This window comes from Bordetella sp. 02P26C-1 (assembly GCF_009763255.1).
Lineage (GTDB): Bacteria > Pseudomonadota > Gammaproteobacteria > Burkholderiales > Burkholderiaceae_B > Bordetella_A.
Genome location: NZ_WSJB01000003.1, coordinates 76,063 through 91,874, shown reverse-complemented (window position 1 = coordinate 91,874; position 15,812 = coordinate 76,063). Strand labels below are relative to the sequence as shown.

Sequence of the window (15,812 nt, the reverse complement as noted above, 5' to 3'; positions counted from 1 at the left end):
CATCTGGGTCGAGGGGGTGGGCCGTCGTATTCGCGATACTTACAGCGCGCGCCAGGACCGCAAGGTAGGCGAGGTCGCCAAGGCTGTGCGCACCGAAAAAGTTGAAGCCAAACACGAGAAACTCACGCACGAGCAGCCGGTGCGCATCGAGCCCGCCATCACCGTGGTGCCGCGCTCGGTCCGTGTCGAAAAAGAAAAGCAGCAGACGCTGTTCTCGCCGCCAGCTGGTGACGGCGATCTGCCCGCGATCGGTTTGCTGGATGCACCCGCGCAGAGTCAGGAAACCGTATCGGCCGAGACCATCGAGTTCACCTCACGGCTCATCGAAAAGAAACTGGCCGATTTCGGCGTGAATGTCACCGTTGTCGCCGCGCAAGCGGGGCCCGTCATCACCCGGTACGAGATCGAACCCGCGACCGGTGTCAAAGGCAGCCAGATCGTGAATCTGGCCAAGGATCTCGCGCGCGCGCTGAGTCTGGTCAGTATTCGCGTGGTAGAAACCATCCCCGGTAAGAACCTGATGGGCCTGGAGCTACCAAATCCGCGTCGGCAGATGGTGAAGCTGTCTGAAATTCTCGGGTCGCAGACCTACCACGCCAGCAACTCTGTCGTCACGATGGCGCTTGGCAAGGACATCGCGGGCAACCCTGTCGTGGCCGATCTCGCCAAGATGCCGCACTTGCTGGTTGCCGGTACCACCGGCTCGGGTAAATCGGTGGGGATCAACGCCATGATCCTGTCCCTGCTCTACAAGGCGGGCCCGGCCGATACGCGTTTGATCCTGATCGATCCAAAGATGCTGGAAATGAGTGTCTATGAAGGCATTCCGCATCTGCTCGCGCCCGTCGTCACCGATATGCGCCACGCCGCCAACGCCTTGAATTGGTGTGTCGGCGAGATGGAAAAGCGCTATCGCCTGATGAGCAAAATGGGCGTGCGTAACCTGGCCGGCTATAACGCCAAGATCCGCGATGCCATCAAGCGTGAAGCGCCGATTCCCAATCCGTTCTCGTTGACCCCCGATCAGCCCGAGCCGCTGTCGCCCTTGCCGACCATCGTGGTGGTGATCGATGAGCTGGCCGACCTGATGATGGTGGTGGGCAAGAAGATAGAAGAACTGATCGCGCGCTTGGCGCAGAAAGCGCGCGCGGCGGGCATCCATTTGATTCTGGCCACGCAGCGTCCCAGCGTCGATGTGATCACCGGCCTGATCAAGGCCAACATCCCCACCCGTATCGCGTTCCAGGTGTCGTCGAAAATCGACTCGCGCACGATTCTGGATCAAATGGGCGCGGAGACGCTGCTGGGGCAGGGCGATATGCTGTATATGCCGCCTGGCTCCGGGCTGCCCGTCCGGGTCCACGGCGCGTTCGTGCACGATGATGAAGTTCACCGCGTGGTCGAGCATTTGAAAACCCAAGGCGAGCCCAACTACATCGAAGGCCTGCTCGAAGGCGCGATCGAAGGCGAGACGGGCGATGGCGTGGGCAGCGTGACGGGCATGACCGACGCGGAAACCGACCCGATGTACGACCAGGCTTGCGAAGTCGTGCTCAAGCATCGCCGTGCGTCGATCTCGCTGGTGCAGCGTCATCTGCGAATTGGTTACAACCGTGCGGCACGGTTACTCGAGCAGATGGAGCAATCGGGTATGGTGTCGGCAATGCAATCAAACGGCAACCGGGAAATCCTGGTGCCGGCGAAAGAGGAAGCCTGATGTCAGTTGCCTGCCGTACTTGGGCCGTCGGCGTTGCGACGGCCGCGCTGCTCGCGATGAGCCCCATGGCCGTGATGGCGGCCGATGCGCAAACTCAGCTCAAGGCCTTTGTCGCGAATGTGAATAGCGCGACGGGCAAGTTCACCCAGTCCACCACGGGCGCGCAGGGCGCCACGCAAAGGGCGCAACGTGGCGACTTCGCGTTCCAGCGTCCCGGGAAATTCAAGTGGGCGGTCAATCAACCGTACGAACAACTCGTGGTGTCTGATGGGCAGCGACTGTTTCAGTACGATCCCGATCTCGCGCAGGTCACGGTGCGCCAGGTGGATCAGGCCATAGGCGCGTCGCCCGCGGCGATTCTGTTTGGCTCGGGCGACCTTGAGCAAGCCTTCAATGTGTCGCCACTGCCTGCTCGTGACGGGCTCGAATGGCTGCGCGCGAAGCCGCGCAGCGCCGACGCGGGCTTTGCCCAAGTCGATATTGGCCTGCGCAATAATCTGCCCGCCCGCGTCGAACTGCTCGATTCGTTCGGACAGACCACGCGCGTCGAGCTATCCGACATCCAGGCCAATCCGCCACTGCCGGCGACCGAGTTCAGCTTCACCCCGCCTTCGGGTGTGGACGTGGTCAATATGTAAAACGGTTCAGCCCGTGATCCGTTATTCCTCGCCGACCTGATGCCGTCATGAGCGACGACCTGTTTGCTGACGATCCCGCGCACCGGCCTTATGTGCCGTTAGCCGAGAGGCTGCGTCCGCGTACGCTTGGCGATGTGGTGGGGCAGACGCATCTGCTGGGCCCGGACAAACCCCTGCGTGTCGCATTCGAGTCCGGCCGTCCGCATTCGATGATTTTCTGGGGGCCACCTGGCGTGGGCAAGACCACGCTTGCGCGCTTGATGGCCGATGGCTTCGACGCCCAGTTCATTGCGATCTCCGCTGTGCTGGGTGGCGTGAAAGATATCCGCGATGCCGTGGTGACCGCGCAGATCGCACAGGGGCAGGGCCGACGCACGATTCTCTTTGTCGACGAGGTGCACCGGTTTAACAAGGCGCAGCAGGACGCGTTCTTGCCCTACGTGGAAAGTGGCCTGTTCACGTTTATCGGCGCCACGACCGAGAACCCTTCGTTCGAAGTGAATTCCGCATTGCTGTCGCGAGCGCGCGTGTACGTACTGCAGTCGCTCAATGCCGAGGAACTGCAGCAGCTCATCGACCGGGCGATCAACGCGTTGAACGATGGGCAGCCGGAGTCGGCCCATATGCGCATTCACCCCGATGCGCGCGAACAGTTGGCGGCATGGGCCGATGGCGATGCGCGTCGTCTGATCAGCGCCGTCGAAGTGGTGGCCGAGTCGGCGCAGGCCGCGGGCCGTCAGGAAATCGACGCGCAGTGGCTGGAGATTTCGCTTTCGCAGAATCTGCGGCGTTTCGACAAGGGCGGCGATGCGTTCTACGACCAGATCAGCGCCTTGCATAAATCGGTGCGCGGTTCTGACCCGGACGCGGCGCTTTATTGGCTTTCGCGCATGCTCGATGGCGGTGTCGATGCGCGTTATCTGTCGCGCCGGATCGTGCGCATGGCCTGGGAAGACATTGGTCTGGCCGACCCGCGCGCCATGCAAATCGCCAACGATGCCGCCGCCACGTACGAGCGTCTGGGCAGCCCCGAGGGCGAACTGGCGTTAGGGCAGGCGGTCATTTATCTCGCCGTCGCCGCCAAGAGCAACGCCGGCTACAACGCCTATAACCAGGCGCGCGCCTTTGTGAAACAGGACAAGAGCCGCGAAGTCCCCATTCATCTGCGCAATGCGCCGACCAAGCTCATGAAAGAGCTCGGCCACGGTCACGCCTATCGCTATGCCCATGACGAGCCGCATGGATACGCCGCAGGGGAAAATTATTTCCCCGAAGGCATCCGCGCGCCACGCTGGTATCGCCCCGTGCCGCGCGGTCTGGAAATGAAGATTGCAGAAAAGCTGGCTTTTCTGCGCAAGCTCGACGAAGAAGCCCGTCAGAAATAAAAGGCTAAAATCCAAGACCGTCTTGCGTTCGCGGGCTTCACGGCTCGCGGCGCATCGCCCGCCATGGCGGCTTAGCCGCCGCCGGCTTTTGTCAACCTGAATCCTGCCCGCTCATGCTAGACCCGATACTGCTGCGTAAAGACCTGCAAACCGTCGTAGAACGCCTCCAATCCCGTGGCGTCGAATTCGACACGCAACGGTTCAACGAGCTGGAGTCTCGCCGCAAGGCCGTCCAGACGCAGACCGAGGCCTTGCAAGCGCGTCGTAATGCGCTCGCCAAGCAGATCGGCCAGCTGAAATCCCAGGGGCAGGACGCCTCGGCCGTGCTGGCCGAATCGCAAGCGATTCCGGGCCAGCTCAAGCAGCTCGAAGACGAACTCGCCACCGTGCAACAGTCGCTTCACGAGTGGCTGATGTCGATTCCGAACTTGCCGCACCCGAGCGTGCCCAAGGGCGCGTCCTCGGACGACAACGTCGAAGTGCGCCGCTGGTTGCCGAATCCTCCCGCCGCGGACGGCAATCCGCAGCCGCTGGGCTTCGAGCCCAAGGATCACGTCGCGCTTGGCGAACCGCTGGGCCTGGATTTCGATCTGGCGGCGCGTCTGTCGGGTGCGCGCTTTTCGTTCATGCGCGGCCAGGTCGCGCGCCTGCATCGCGCCCTCGCACAATTCATGCTCGATTTGCAAACTGGCGAGCATGGCTATACCGAGTGCTATACGCCGTACATCGTCAACAGCTCGACCTTGTTTGGTACGGGTCAGTTGCCCAAGTTCAAGGACGATATGTTTGCCGTGTCCAAGGGCGGCGAGGACGACGATCCCAAGGTGCTGGACGATCGCGGCAATGAAATCGTGCGCGAAGACCAGTATCTGATTTCCACCTCGGAAATCACGCTGACCAGCTCGGTGCGCGACACCATCGTGCCCGAAGCCGATCTGCCGCTGAAATTGACTGCGCATACGCCGTGCTTCCGTTCCGAGGCGGGTAGCGGCGGTCGCGACACGCGCGGCATGATTCGCCAGCACCAGTTCGACAAAGTGGAAATGGTGCAGATCGCGCACCCCGAGGCGTCGTATCAGGCTCTCGAAGAAATGGTCGGCCACGCCGAGCGTGTACTGCAACTGCTCGAATTGCCTTATCGCGTGATGCTGCTGTGCACGGGCGATATGGGCTTTAGCGCGGCCAAGACCTTCGACCTCGAAGTCTGGCTGCCGGCGCAAAATACCTGGCGCGAAATTTCCTCGGTATCGAACTGCGAGACCTTCCAGGCGCGTCGCATGCAGGCGCGCTTCCGTCCGGCGCAAGGCAAGCCCGAATATCTGCATACGCTCAACGGTTCGGGTCTGGCCGTGGGCCGCGCGCTGGTGGCCGTGCTGGAAAATTATCAGCAGGCCGATGGCAGTATCGTCGTCCCCAAGGCCCTGCAGCCCTATATGGGTGGTCTGACCGTTCTGAAGGCCTGAAGTCCTGGGCGCGCGCCGTCACGCGACGGCCGCGCCTGATCCCAGATCGCCGGTGTTGCAGCGCCGGTCGGTCGTTGTTCATGGTTCCGGGCAGCTGCAGCGGTGCCCCTTTGTGCCGCCTTCGCGCGCGGGATGCTGCGTCTGTTACGCATAAGCTCCTATGGCCGCATCGCGATCGTCACTTTCCTCCTGGTTAATGCGTTTCTGGCCGCAACCACTGCATGTGCCGGCCAAGGAACGCCTGCGCGCCTGCGTGGGCATTCTGATCGGGCTTCTGGTGACGGGCGTGCTATCGACGGCTGTGAGCGAGCCCGAGCACAATACTCCGCTTCTGCTAGCGCCCATCGGCGCCTCCGCTGTATTGCTGTTCGCCGTACCGTCCAGCCCCTTGGCACAACCCTGGCCCCTGTTGGCGGGTAATGTCATCGCCGCGCTTGTGGGGGTGACCGTCGCCAAATGGCTGCCTGATCCGATGCTGGCCACTTGTGTGGCCGTGACGCTGGCGATTGGCTTGATGTTCATGCTGCGTTGCGTGCACCCGCCATCCGGCGCGATCGCGCTGACCGCGGTGTTGGGCGATGCCTCGGTGCATGACGCGGGCTATGCATTCGTGCTCAACCCGGTGCTGCTGAATTCGTGCCTGATGTTGGCCTGCGCACTGCTCTACCATGCCGCTACGCGCGGCAACTATCCCTATGCGCTGTTCCGTAAGGACGAGCCCGAGCTTCCGGAAAAGGAGGAATGGGCAGGATTGCTGCGGCATGACATCGATGAGATTCTCCAAGAGCGCGGCGAATTGCTGGCCATGGAATCCGGTGATATTTACGAGGTAGCGCGACAGGCGCTAGAACGCGCCCAACAACGGCGCACGCGCACGTTGCGCTGTGGCGAAGTGATGGTGGCGCCCGTCGCGACCTTGGTCCCCGACACCAGCGTGCGCCAGGCGTGGAAACTCCTGAAACGTCTAAATGTGTCTGCCCTGCCGGTGGTGGGCGAGGGCGGTCGTTACCTGGGCATGGTGACACAGCTCGAATTACTGCGCCGACGCTCGACTACCGGTCGCGCGTGGCCTCTGTGGCCGGGGCCGGGCGGCTATCGTTCGCCATTGCGGGGTATGTTGGCGGCAGGCGTCGTCCCCGTTAGCCCCGATACCTTGATATCGGCGGCCGCCACCCGAATCCTCAAATCCCCGACTGAGGGTGTGCCCGTGGTCGATAGCGCTGGCCGGCTGGTCGGCATGCTGTCAGTGGCGCAATTAGTGCACGTCAGCTACCTGGATCCCCTTAATACCCCCACCGGTCCTGCCTCAGGCACGGCAGTTGCTAACTCTGATGTCGCTACACGAGCCGATAAGGTGTAGTTCGATTTATCGGTGACTGTCATATTTCCGACTTATTCATACCGTAACCTGTTGGCAACGATCCGGTTTTTGATGTCAGTAAATGTACGCACGTAAATTAGGGCCGCATCTTTAAGGCACAATACGCGCATCCGTTTACCGGAGTTGTTGTCACCAAGCTTGGGGGTACAAAAAATGAATTCGAAGATGATCGGTGATTTTAGGGTGCGTTGCGACGTGGTCGAGGAGGACGGCCAAGGCTTCAAAGTGCGCATCTGGACGCGTCGCCTCGGTGCGAATGCACCGGAGAAAAGTTGGACGATTCCCGGCCAGCAGCCGCTGCCCAGTCTGACCGAAGCCGAGCAACATCGCATGCAAGTGTTCGAGGGTATTAACGGAGTACGATTCAATGGTGAACCTGAATTCGCGCACCCGTCCGCATAATGGCTGGTGGCGTGCACCCAGCACGCCCCGCCGTATGCCCACGCCGCCAACCCCCGTGAAAATCGTGGGGTGAGGAGCGACAGGGACGACTATCAGCGCAAGGCACTGGTAGTAGTGCACTCAGTGCAAAGGGCGGCGCAAGAAATGCGCCGCCCTTTTTTCGCCCGCGTCAGGAATTAATGTCGGTGACCGTGTTTAGGCCCATGGTGTTTGTGGGGATGATGATGATGCTTCGGTCCCTTTCCAGGGTGATGACGATTGCCGTAGTAATACACAGGGGCGGGGCGCACGTAGTGCGGAGCCCGGTAGACGGGAGGCGGGGCGTAGACCACCGCCGGCGGAGGGGCGTAGACGGGCTGCGGCGCGACATAGACCGGCGCTGGGTAGATTACACCCGGCACACCGATCGACACCCCAATATCCACACGGGCCATGGCCGCACTGGACATCATCAACCCGGCAACGCTGAGGCTCGCGATGAACCACTTTTTCATTTGGATCCTACCTTGCCGCCCGAAGGCAGCCATAGTGAACGAATGGGGCCATTGTCGGACTTTTTCACCCCTAAATCGTCTCCCTCCCCGGTCAAAACGCGACAAACCGCTACAGGGGTCGGCCCTCATCCGGCGTTTTTGCTGCAACGCAAGAATCGGGGCCGTGTCATCTTTCCCAGGGCGAGGCGCCCCGCTGTAATCGACTGAAATTTCATGCCGTTGTCAGCGTTGCAACGCTCCAGTTACATTCTTACACCAACCTTCTGGATATACTGAGCCACATGGAACCGAAATCGCATGACCTCAAGCCCGGCTACTATTGGTACACCATGCAGGGTGATCCCCCTGCCGTGATCCACATCCATGAAAATGGTGGTGCGTCCTTGATGGGCACGGATTTTCGCCTGGAGGCTGAAGGCGTCGCCGACATGCTCGCGCAGGGCGAACGGTTTTTCTGGATCGAACCGCCCGCCTTGTGATGGATCAGGCCGGTACGGGTCGGCCCATTAGCTCGAAAATGCCGTTGATGATGATTTGCACGCCCATGCAGATCAACAGAAAACCCATGATGCGCGAAACGGCATCGATGCCCGATTGACCGAGAAAGCGCGTCACTTGCTCGGCGCTGCGCATACATATCCAGAAAATTCCCGCGATCAGCACGGCGACCGTTATGACCGCCAAGTGCTGCCAAAGGTGCAATGCGCCTCCACTGTGCATCGCCGATGCATTGCTGATAATCAACGCAATCGTTCCCGGCCCGGCAGTGCCTGGCAAAGCCAGCGGGATGAACGAAATGTCGCGCGGAGGCGGGCGATGCCGGCCGTGAGACGTGTCCAGGTGCACGGTCGTCTCCGGGGCCATATTGATTTGTGCATCCGTTTCGCTTTGGGTGCTGGCGGGAAAGAGCATGCCAAACCCGATATAGGCCACGATCAACCCGCCCGCGATGCGCAGCCCCGGTATCGAAATGCCAAAGCCGGAGATGATGGCGTGGCCCGCGTAGAAGCACACCAGAATGATGGCCAACACATAAAGCGTGGATCGATCGACCTGGCGGTTGCGCTCTTCGTGAGTAAAGTCCCGGCCGAGTGCCAGCAACAGCGTCACGCTTGTGAGCGGGTTAGCCAGCGGCAAGAGCGTGAACAGCCCCAGGCCCACCAGCTTCAAATATTCTATTAACACGCGAGTTTCTCCAAAAGCGGGGCCCGGCAGGCGCACGGTCATGCAGGGCAGACCGTCACCGTGGACAGATAAATGGCGGCCGCGATACGGTCAGCCGCGCGGCTCCAAGAGGCGCCAGGAGAGCACGTTGCCGCTAAGCCGAAGCCGCGATGACCTCCGACCCTTGCGGGAAAATCAGCCGCACGCATAAACCGGGTTCGGCATTGTGTAACGTCATCGTCCCATCGTGCAAGCGAGTAATCGCCATGACTGTCGTCAAGCCCAACCCATAGCCGGGCACATGCCGGTGCGCACGGTAAAAACGTTCGCCGATGCGGGGCAGCTTTTCGGGTGGGATACCCGGGCCGTTATCCGTCACGGTCAGCGTGGTCTGGTGCGACGTTTGCGTGATTGTGATCTGGATGCGGGCATGCGCGCCCGCGTACTTCAGCGAATTGTCCACCAGCGTGGCCAGCGCGCCAGCCAGCAAATCGGGGTCGCCGCGCATGGGCGCGGGCACACTGCTGTCCAGCCACAACCGGGCGTCTTGTTCTTCTGCCACTGCCTCGTACAAGTCCACGACATCATGGGCGATGGTGTCCAGCCGTATCGGTTCGAAGTCTTTGCGGCGCGCGCCTGATTCCAGCTCCGCGATATGAAGCAGCTTTTCCGAGATCTTCACCAGATCATCCAGTTCCGCCGATAAACGCTCCACATTGGCGCGGATTTCTTCGCGCGGCGCACCGTTCCAGTCGATGGTACGCAATCGCGCCTGCATGCGTGTCAGCGGTGTGCGCAGCTGGTGCGCCACCGCGTCCGAGACATTGCGCACGCCATGCATGAGCTGTTCGATGCGATCCAACATGCCGTTGATATCGTTGGATAACATGGCAAATTCGTCCTGCGTCGGATGCGCCGGGATGCGCTGGCCCCACTGACCCGCGCCCACTTGGGCAGCAGTGCGCCGTATGACCTCGACGCGTCGCTGCAAAACGCGCCGAAAAAGCGCCGCGCCCAGCAGGACGAGCAGCGCAATGACGCCCGTGGCGGCCAAGCTTACCGTTCGAATCAAGTCCGTGAGCTCGTACAAGTCGCGCAGGTCATGGCCGATGATCAGTGTCGATCCGTCGGGCAGAGTGCGGGCCACCAGATAGCCGTGCGCGGGCTCGCCCCGTAGCAGGACGGATCGCATCACGCCGCTGCCGTTTAGCGGCGCATCGCTGGGATCCCAGGCGATGTTTCCCACCACCATGCGGCCGATCGGATCCAGCAGCATAAACATCTCGGTGTCCGAATTGACGTGATCGGCCATCTCCAGCGTGATCTCGTTCGCCAACCCGGCCAGCCCGCCTTGCTCATAATGCGCGTTCATCCTCTGCGCGGTGATTTGCACCTGACGGGAAAACTGCGACTCCAGAATCTTGACGCTCTGGTAGTAGACGAACATCAAGGACACGAGCGAGGTCAGCAACGCCAGCACGCTGTAATTGAGCGTCAGGCGAAACGCGACCGAGTTCGAGATCGCGTTGAACAGCTGGCCCAGACGGCGGATCATGATGTGCGTGGATCGAGCGCGCCATCGGGCGCCGCCAATCTGTAGCCCACCCCGCGCACGGTATGGATCAGCGGCGTGTCGGATTCGCCATCGACCTTTTGGCGCAGGCGGCTGATGTGCACATCGATCACGTTTGTCTGCGGGTCATAGTGATAGCCCCAGACCGTGGCCAGCAGCATCGTGCGCGTGAGCACCTGGCCGGCGTTATTCATCATATAGGCGAGCAGCTTGTATTCGCGCGGCTGTAGCGCGATGGTCCGTCCGCCTCGGGTGACTCGCCCACTGACCAGATCCAAGGTGAGATCCGCCACGGTCAGCTGCCGCTGTTCGTATTGCGGCGAAGCGCGACGGATCAGGGCCTCGACCCGCGCGGCAAGTTCGGGGAAAGCAAAGGGCTTGGTGAGATAGTCGTCGCCGCCTGCCTTCAATCCGCGTACACGCTCGTCCAGCGCCGTCAATGCACTGAGCACCAGAACGGGAGTCTTCTTGCCCAGCGATCGCAGTGACCAGAGGATCGACAATCCGTCGACATCGTTGGGCAGCATCCGATCCAGGATGATGGCATCCCAGTGCTCGGTGGTCGCCCGCTGGAGCGCGGTCGCGCCGTCCATGCTGATGACGGGGTCATAGCCCAATTCTTTGAGCCCGTTTGCGATATAACGGGCATTGTCAGCGTCGTCTTCGACGATCAGGCAGCGCCACATAAGATCTCCCGATTGATAGGCAGGCCTGTAGCGGCGCATTCTAGCGCATAGCTCTCGCCGCCGCGCCGGGCATCGTCCCTGCATACATTGCGAATTCTTAATGATTCTGTAATGACAGCCTGCAGCAGTCGTGTCCTACCATGGTTCCTGCTATGGATACACCCGCGACACGATTGAACGAAAAGGGCGCCACTTTGGCTCCTTCGGATTTTGCCATGCTGGCTGATTTTCGTTATCAGCTGCGCCGCTTTGCTTTAAATAGCGAAACCGAAGCTCAGGCGCATGGTCTGGCTCCGCAACAGCATCAGGCCTTGGTAGTCATCAAGGCTCAGGCTACAGCTCCTACGGTAACCGAACTCTCGGAGCGTCTTTGCATTAAATCGCACAGCGCAGCCGAACTCGTCAATCGCTTAGTGCAGATGGGCATGCTTGAGCGCCGCGCCGATCCCAATGATGGCCGCCGCGCGCTGCTGCATCTGACGCCGGATGCCGAACGCACGCTCGAAGCGCTTTCGGCGGCGCATCTCGCGCAGTTGCAGAATATTCGGCCGCTGTTGATGGGGATGTTGGAGAAGTTTGATCGTTAGGGTGGGGCACGAGTCGCTGTGAAACATCCCTCGGATCATGCGTCCGCCTGTGGCGCTGGCACCGCGAAGGCTGCGGCGATGTACGTTAGAGCCGACTGGTCATCGTCGGCAATGGGGCAGTCGGCGCTTGTCAGGTGCGTGAAAGTGAAAGGTGCACGTTTATGCATCCCCGACCAGAGAATGCTCCGACCGGGGCAGCTTTGAACGTTATAGATATACCAACTCGAACGTGGCGAGCCCATCGAGTTTGACCGTCTTGGTCAGCGGTAGCTCACTGATCGGCGCAATCCAGGTGCGAATTTTCATGGTTGCGGTGAGATCCTGATAGGGGGCCAGATTGGGTGTCACCTCGGGTCCCGTAAATACATAGTACGAATTCGGTTTATATAGCGCGACCCCCTGAATGTTTTGTCCTTTAGAGTCCGATTCGTTGGCGAGCACCTTCTTTCCGTCGGCGGTTGCGCCACTTATGGATAGTACATATCTGCCAATGTTCGCGTCGGCCGCTTTGCCCAGACCAAAACCGCTGGTGGGTGATTCATTTTGAACGGTAATTTCCGTGCCCGCACGCTCGTCTGTCACCTTGAGCGCGAATAGCGTCGGTGCGCTGCAGTTAATGTGTAGTTGAGCTTCGTTCGTGTCCCCGTTAATCACTGTGGCTTTGTCTTTATTGAGGCTGGAGGCCGGCATCTCGCCATAATCAATGGTCGTTCCGCCTAGCATGCTCATCGAGCATGTGGCAGGAAAGATAGTCCCCGTGACCTGCATTTGTATAGACGAGGCTGCGGTAGCGAGCGCCGGTAACAGTGTGACGCTAGCGATAAGCAGGGAAGGTAAAGTGCGTTTCAAGGTTTGCTCCAGAGGGATTACCGAATGCAAAGTAATGGCTCTGGTGATGATCTCTCTGTGTTGGCGTAAGACAAATGAGACTAGTCCTAACCTGCAGGGATAGAAGGCGCCTGGTTTAGGTTGTAGCCGCAGGCGATGACGTACCGCGTATGAGCGCTGGTCGGTCGGCTTGCGTCCCCGATGTTCGGCCTGCAAGCAATCTTGTGGGGCGGCTTGAAAAGTCGAGGGATATGACGGTGGGGCAACAAAAAACCCGCAAGGCTTTATGCCACAGCGGGTTTGTCGTTTCCGTGAGAAGGGGTAAAACCTTCAACTGGCGGAGAGGGTGGGATTCGAACCCACGATACGCCTAAACGTATACCGGATTTCGAGTCCGGCGCATTCGACCACTCTGCCACCTCTCCTGGTGGTGCACTACATCGATTTCATCCGGAGCCATGGTCGCGCGCCGAAGAACGTAGAGCAGCAAAGCCAGGCATTATACATAAAAATTTCGGAAAGCAAAAACAGGGCTGAAGTCCCCTTTGCGGGTGGGGCCACGGCGGTATCTGCAGGGGCCTGCAGTTACACTTGGAGCCCTGGCCCGACTCGTCCGGCGTGGGCCGCTTCGCCAAGGAGAATTCGCATGCTCAAAGGAAAGGTTGCTGTCGTCACTGGCTCTACTAGCGGCATCGGCTTGGGTATTGCCCGGGCATTCGCCCAGCAAGGTGCGGATATCGTGCTCAACGGCTTTGGCGACGCGGCGCAGATCGAAACCTTGCGGGCGGATCTGGCGCAGGAGTTCGGCGTGACCGTGCTCTACGACGGGGCGGATCTTTCGCGAGGCGAAGCGGTGCGGCAGCTGATCGCCAACACTGTTCAATCGCTCGGGCGTATCGATATTCTGGTGAATAACGCCGGTATCCAACACACCGCGTTGATCGAAGACTTTCCCGCCGAAAAGTGGGATGCCATTCTCGCGCTGAACCTTTCGGCCGTGTTCCACGGCACGGCGGCCGCGCTGCCGCATATGAAGACCCAAGGCTGGGGCCGCATCATCAATATCGCTTCCGCGCACGGCCTGGTGGGTTCGCCGAACAAATCGGCTTATGTGGCCGCCAAACATGGCGTGGTCGGCCTGACCAAGGTCACCGCATTGGAGACCGCCGGCAGCGGCGTGACGGCCAACGCGATTTGTCCGGGCTGGGTCCGTACCGCATTGGTGGAAAAACAGATCAGCGCGCTGGCCGAGGAACATCATGTTGATCAGGATACCGCCGCGCGTGACCTATTGAGCGAGAAGCAGCCTTCGCTGCAGTTCGTGACACCCGACCAACTGGGTGCGACGGCGGTCTTCCTGGCCTCGGATGCGGCCGCGCAGATCACCGGCACCACGCTTTCTGTCGATGGCGGCTGGACGGCGCGTTGAGCGCCACACTTGCTTGCCCACGACGCACCACAATTTTTAAGTAGGAATTCCGGCACATGCTGTTTTTGCTTTCGCCTGCCAAGAAGTTAGATTACGACACGCCCGTTCATATAGAGCAGCACACGCAGCCCTTGTTCGTGAAGCAGGCGCAGGAACTGATCAAGGTTTTGAAGAAGCTTTCGGCCGACGAGGTCGCCGAGTTGATGAGCCTGAGCCCCGCGCTGGCGCAGCTCAATGTCAACCGCTATGCCGAGTGGAAACCAACCTTCACGCAGGACAACGCGCGCCAGGCGGTGCTCGCGTTCAATGGCGATGTTTACGAAGGCCTGCAGGCCTCTAGCCTGTCGCAGGCGCGGCTGGAGTGGGCGCAGGACCATGTCGCGATTCTGAGCGGCTTGTATGGTGTATTGCGTCCCCTCGATCTGATGCAACCGTATCGGCTCGAAATGGGCACGCGACTGGCCACGCCCAAGGGCAAGAATCTCTACGAGTTCTGGGGCACCAGCATCGCCGATTATCTGAACGAACGGCTCGCTGACCAAAAGTCGCCCATCATTGTGAATCTGGCCTCCGAGGAATATTTCAAATCGGTGGACCAAAAGGTTCTGAAAGCCCGCGTCGTGCAATGCGTTTTCCAAGATTGGAAAAACGGCGCCTGGAAAGTGATCAGCTTCCATGCCAAGCGAGCACGGGGCTTGATGGCGCGCTATGCGATCGAACACAAAGTCGCCAAGCCCGAAGGACTGCAGAAGTTCGATTCCGAGGGCTACGCCTACGATGCCGACGCATCGAGCGCGGACAAACTCGTCTTCCGTCGCAAGGTCTGAATCGTCACATGCCCGCCGGATTGCGCGTCTTCGCTTTTTTCTCGCTAGGGTATCTGGTCTCGTATCTGTTTCGCGGGGTGAATGTCGGCTTCGGGCCGATCCTGGTGCAGGAACTGCATTTGTCGGCGGGCGATCTGGGCACGTTGACGAGCCTGTATTTCCTCGGTTTTTCGTTGATGCAGATTCCCGCCGGCATCTTCCTGGATACCTGGGGGCCTCGGCGGGTTAATGCCTTGATGTTGCTGGTCGCGGCCACGGGTACGCTGGTGTATGGCCTGTCGGATTCGCTTGCAGGATTGATGGTGGGGCGGCTGTTGATCGGGGCAGGGGTGTGCGTGTGCCTGGGGGCGGCGTTTCAGGCGTTGGCGCGTGTGTTCCCATTGCAGCGCTTGCCGTTGATCAACGGACTGGTGATGGCCGTGGGCGGTTTAGGCGGCGTGCTGGTCGGGGCTCCGTTGTCCTGGGCGTTGAACATCAGCTCTTGGCAAGCCATCAGCATTGCCCTCGCAGGTGTGACCTTGGCCGTATCCGCGTTGATTTGGTTCGGTGCCCCTGCAAAGAACGAAGCACCGCGCCAACCGCCCAGTCTTGCGACCCAGCTACAAGGCACATGGGCGCTGCTACGCAATGCGCGCTATTGGCGCTTGGTGTCGCTGCCCGTGATGACGGGTGGGGCGTTCTATGGCGTGCAGTCGTTATGGGCGCGGCCCTATCTGACGGATGTGAATGGCGTCAGTGGTGGGCAGGCGGCCGCATTGGTGTCGTTGCTGGGCGTGGCCATGATCGTGGGGAATGTAGGCTTGGGCGCGATGGCGCGGCGCGTGGAACGTATGGGCCTGGGCTTGTATGGATTCGGTGGCCTGTGCCTGACCTTGTATCTGCTGACGCAGGCATTGATCATTTGGCAAGCGCCGGTGCCGCTCGAATGGTTGTGGGCGGCTTATGGCGCATTCGGCTCGGCCAATATTCTGGTGTATGCGTTATTGGCCGGAGAGTTTCCGCCAGAGCTGCTGGGACGCGTAACGGCCACTACGAACCTGCTGATGTTCCTGATGATTTTTCTTTGCCAGGTCGGCATAGGCTGGATTGTCGACTGGTGGCCCGCGCAGGCTGGCGTTTATCCGCCCGAGGCGCATGTGACAGCATGGAGTGTGGTGTTGGCGCTGCAGGTGGCCGCTGCGGTTTGGTACTTCTGGCCGGTGCGCAAGCGTGGCGGGCAATCGCTGGCATAGCTGCGT

General features: G+C 60.4%; 16 protein-coding genes and 1 tRNA gene. 11 read left to right on the top strand and 6 right to left on the bottom strand.

Annotation, left to right across the window (positions count from 1 at the left end; genetic code table 11):
* The 6 genes from GOQ28_RS02395 to GOQ28_RS02370 all read left to right on the top strand — a co-directional run.
* On the top strand, positions 1 to 1,717 hold a 1,717-nt coding region (locus GOQ28_RS02395), incomplete at its 5' end, for a DNA translocase FtsK (protein ID WP_160355295.1).
* The gene (lolA, locus tag GOQ28_RS02390; RefSeq protein ID WP_160355294.1) at positions 1,717 to 2,355 is read left to right on the top strand and encodes an outer membrane lipoprotein chaperone LolA; all 639 of its coding nucleotides are present in this window, start codon (positions 1,717 to 1,719) and stop codon (positions 2,353 to 2,355) included. The genes GOQ28_RS02395 and lolA, both read left to right, overlap by 1 nt.
* A 47-nt stretch (positions 2,356 to 2,402) precedes the next feature.
* Positions 2,403 to 3,740, top strand: a complete 1,338-nt coding sequence (locus GOQ28_RS02385) for a replication-associated recombination protein A (protein ID WP_160355293.1) — start codon at positions 2,403 to 2,405, stop codon at positions 3,738 to 3,740.
* Between the two features lie 113 nt (positions 3,741 to 3,853).
* The gene (gene serS, locus GOQ28_RS02380; protein WP_160355292.1) at positions 3,854 to 5,203 is read left to right on the top strand and encodes a serine--tRNA ligase; all 1,350 of its coding nucleotides are present in this window, start codon (positions 3,854 to 3,856) and stop codon (positions 5,201 to 5,203) included.
* Between the two features lie 160 nt (positions 5,204 to 5,363).
* The gene (locus GOQ28_RS02375) at positions 5,364 to 6,563 is read left to right on the top strand and encodes an HPP family protein (protein ID WP_160355291.1); all 1,200 of its coding nucleotides are present in this window, start codon (positions 5,364 to 5,366) and stop codon (positions 6,561 to 6,563) included.
* Between the two features lie 174 nt (positions 6,564 to 6,737).
* Positions 6,738 to 6,986, top strand: coding sequence for a hypothetical protein (locus GOQ28_RS02370; RefSeq protein ID WP_160355290.1), 249 nt, complete (start codon positions 6,738 to 6,740; stop codon positions 6,984 to 6,986).
* 176 nt (positions 6,987 to 7,162) lie between these two features.
* Here GOQ28_RS02370 and GOQ28_RS02365 read toward each other — a convergent pair whose 3' ends face one another.
* Positions 7,163 to 7,480, bottom strand: coding sequence for a virulence factor (locus GOQ28_RS02365; RefSeq protein ID WP_160352002.1), 318 nt, complete (start codon positions 7,478 to 7,480; stop codon positions 7,163 to 7,165).
* Between the two features lie 281 nt (positions 7,481 to 7,761).
* Between GOQ28_RS02365 and GOQ28_RS18480 the strand changes: the two genes are divergently transcribed.
* Positions 7,762 to 7,959, top strand: coding sequence for a hypothetical protein (locus GOQ28_RS18480; protein ID WP_202109545.1), 198 nt, complete (start codon positions 7,762 to 7,764; stop codon positions 7,957 to 7,959).
* A gap of 4 nt (positions 7,960 to 7,963) precedes the next feature.
* Here the strand turns inward: GOQ28_RS18480 and GOQ28_RS02360 are convergent, their stop codons facing one another.
* The 3 genes from GOQ28_RS02360 to GOQ28_RS02350 form a co-directional block, all read right to left on the bottom strand.
* On the bottom strand, positions 7,964 to 8,665 hold the full coding sequence (locus GOQ28_RS02360; protein WP_336603721.1) for a MarC family NAAT transporter: 702 nt from the start codon (positions 8,663 to 8,665) through the stop codon (positions 7,964 to 7,966).
* 133 nt (positions 8,666 to 8,798) lie between these two features.
* A complete protein-coding gene (locus GOQ28_RS02355) occupies positions 8,799 to 10,199 on the bottom strand; it encodes a sensor histidine kinase (protein ID WP_160355288.1) in 1,401 nt (466 codons plus the stop codon).
* Positions 10,196 to 10,903, bottom strand: coding sequence for a response regulator transcription factor (locus tag GOQ28_RS02350; RefSeq protein WP_160355287.1), 708 nt, complete (start codon positions 10,901 to 10,903; stop codon positions 10,196 to 10,198). The genes GOQ28_RS02355 and GOQ28_RS02350 overlap by 4 nt, the downstream gene beginning before the upstream one ends.
* A 152-nt stretch (positions 10,904 to 11,055) precedes the next feature.
* On the opposite strand from GOQ28_RS02350, the gene GOQ28_RS02345 reads away from it, so the two are divergent.
* Positions 11,056 to 11,490, top strand: a complete 435-nt coding sequence (locus GOQ28_RS02345) for a MarR family transcriptional regulator (RefSeq protein ID WP_160355286.1) — start codon at positions 11,056 to 11,058, stop codon at positions 11,488 to 11,490.
* Between the two features lie 207 nt (positions 11,491 to 11,697).
* On the opposite strand, the gene GOQ28_RS02340 is transcribed toward GOQ28_RS02345, so the two are convergent.
* Positions 11,698 to 12,339 carry a DUF1120 domain-containing protein gene (locus GOQ28_RS02340; RefSeq protein ID WP_160355285.1) on the bottom strand — a complete coding sequence of 214 codons (642 nt, stop codon included), beginning with the start codon at positions 12,337 to 12,339 and terminating at the stop codon, positions 11,698 to 11,700.
* A gap of 314 nt (positions 12,340 to 12,653) precedes the next feature.
* Positions 12,654 to 12,743: transfer RNA gene (locus GOQ28_RS02335), tRNA-Ser, on the bottom strand.
* A gap of 221 nt (positions 12,744 to 12,964) precedes the next feature.
* Between GOQ28_RS02335 and GOQ28_RS02330 the strand changes: the two genes are divergently transcribed.
* From GOQ28_RS02330 to GOQ28_RS02320, 3 genes are read left to right on the top strand one after another with little or no spacing between them, the layout of a single operon-like run.
* Complete coding sequence (locus tag GOQ28_RS02330) at positions 12,965 to 13,747, top strand: 3-hydroxybutyrate dehydrogenase (protein ID WP_160355284.1); 783 nt, start codon at positions 12,965 to 12,967, stop codon at positions 13,745 to 13,747.
* A 56-nt stretch (positions 13,748 to 13,803) separates the two neighbouring features.
* Positions 13,804 to 14,574 carry a peroxide stress protein YaaA gene (gene yaaA, locus GOQ28_RS02325; RefSeq protein ID WP_160352008.1) on the top strand — a complete coding sequence of 257 codons (771 nt, stop codon included), beginning with the start codon at positions 13,804 to 13,806 and terminating at the stop codon, positions 14,572 to 14,574.
* A gap of 8 nt (positions 14,575 to 14,582) precedes the next feature.
* Positions 14,583 to 15,806 carry an MFS transporter gene (locus tag GOQ28_RS02320; protein WP_160355283.1) on the top strand — a complete coding sequence of 408 codons (1,224 nt, stop codon included), beginning with the start codon at positions 14,583 to 14,585 and terminating at the stop codon, positions 15,804 to 15,806.
* Positions 15,807 to 15,812 lie beyond the last annotated feature (6 nt).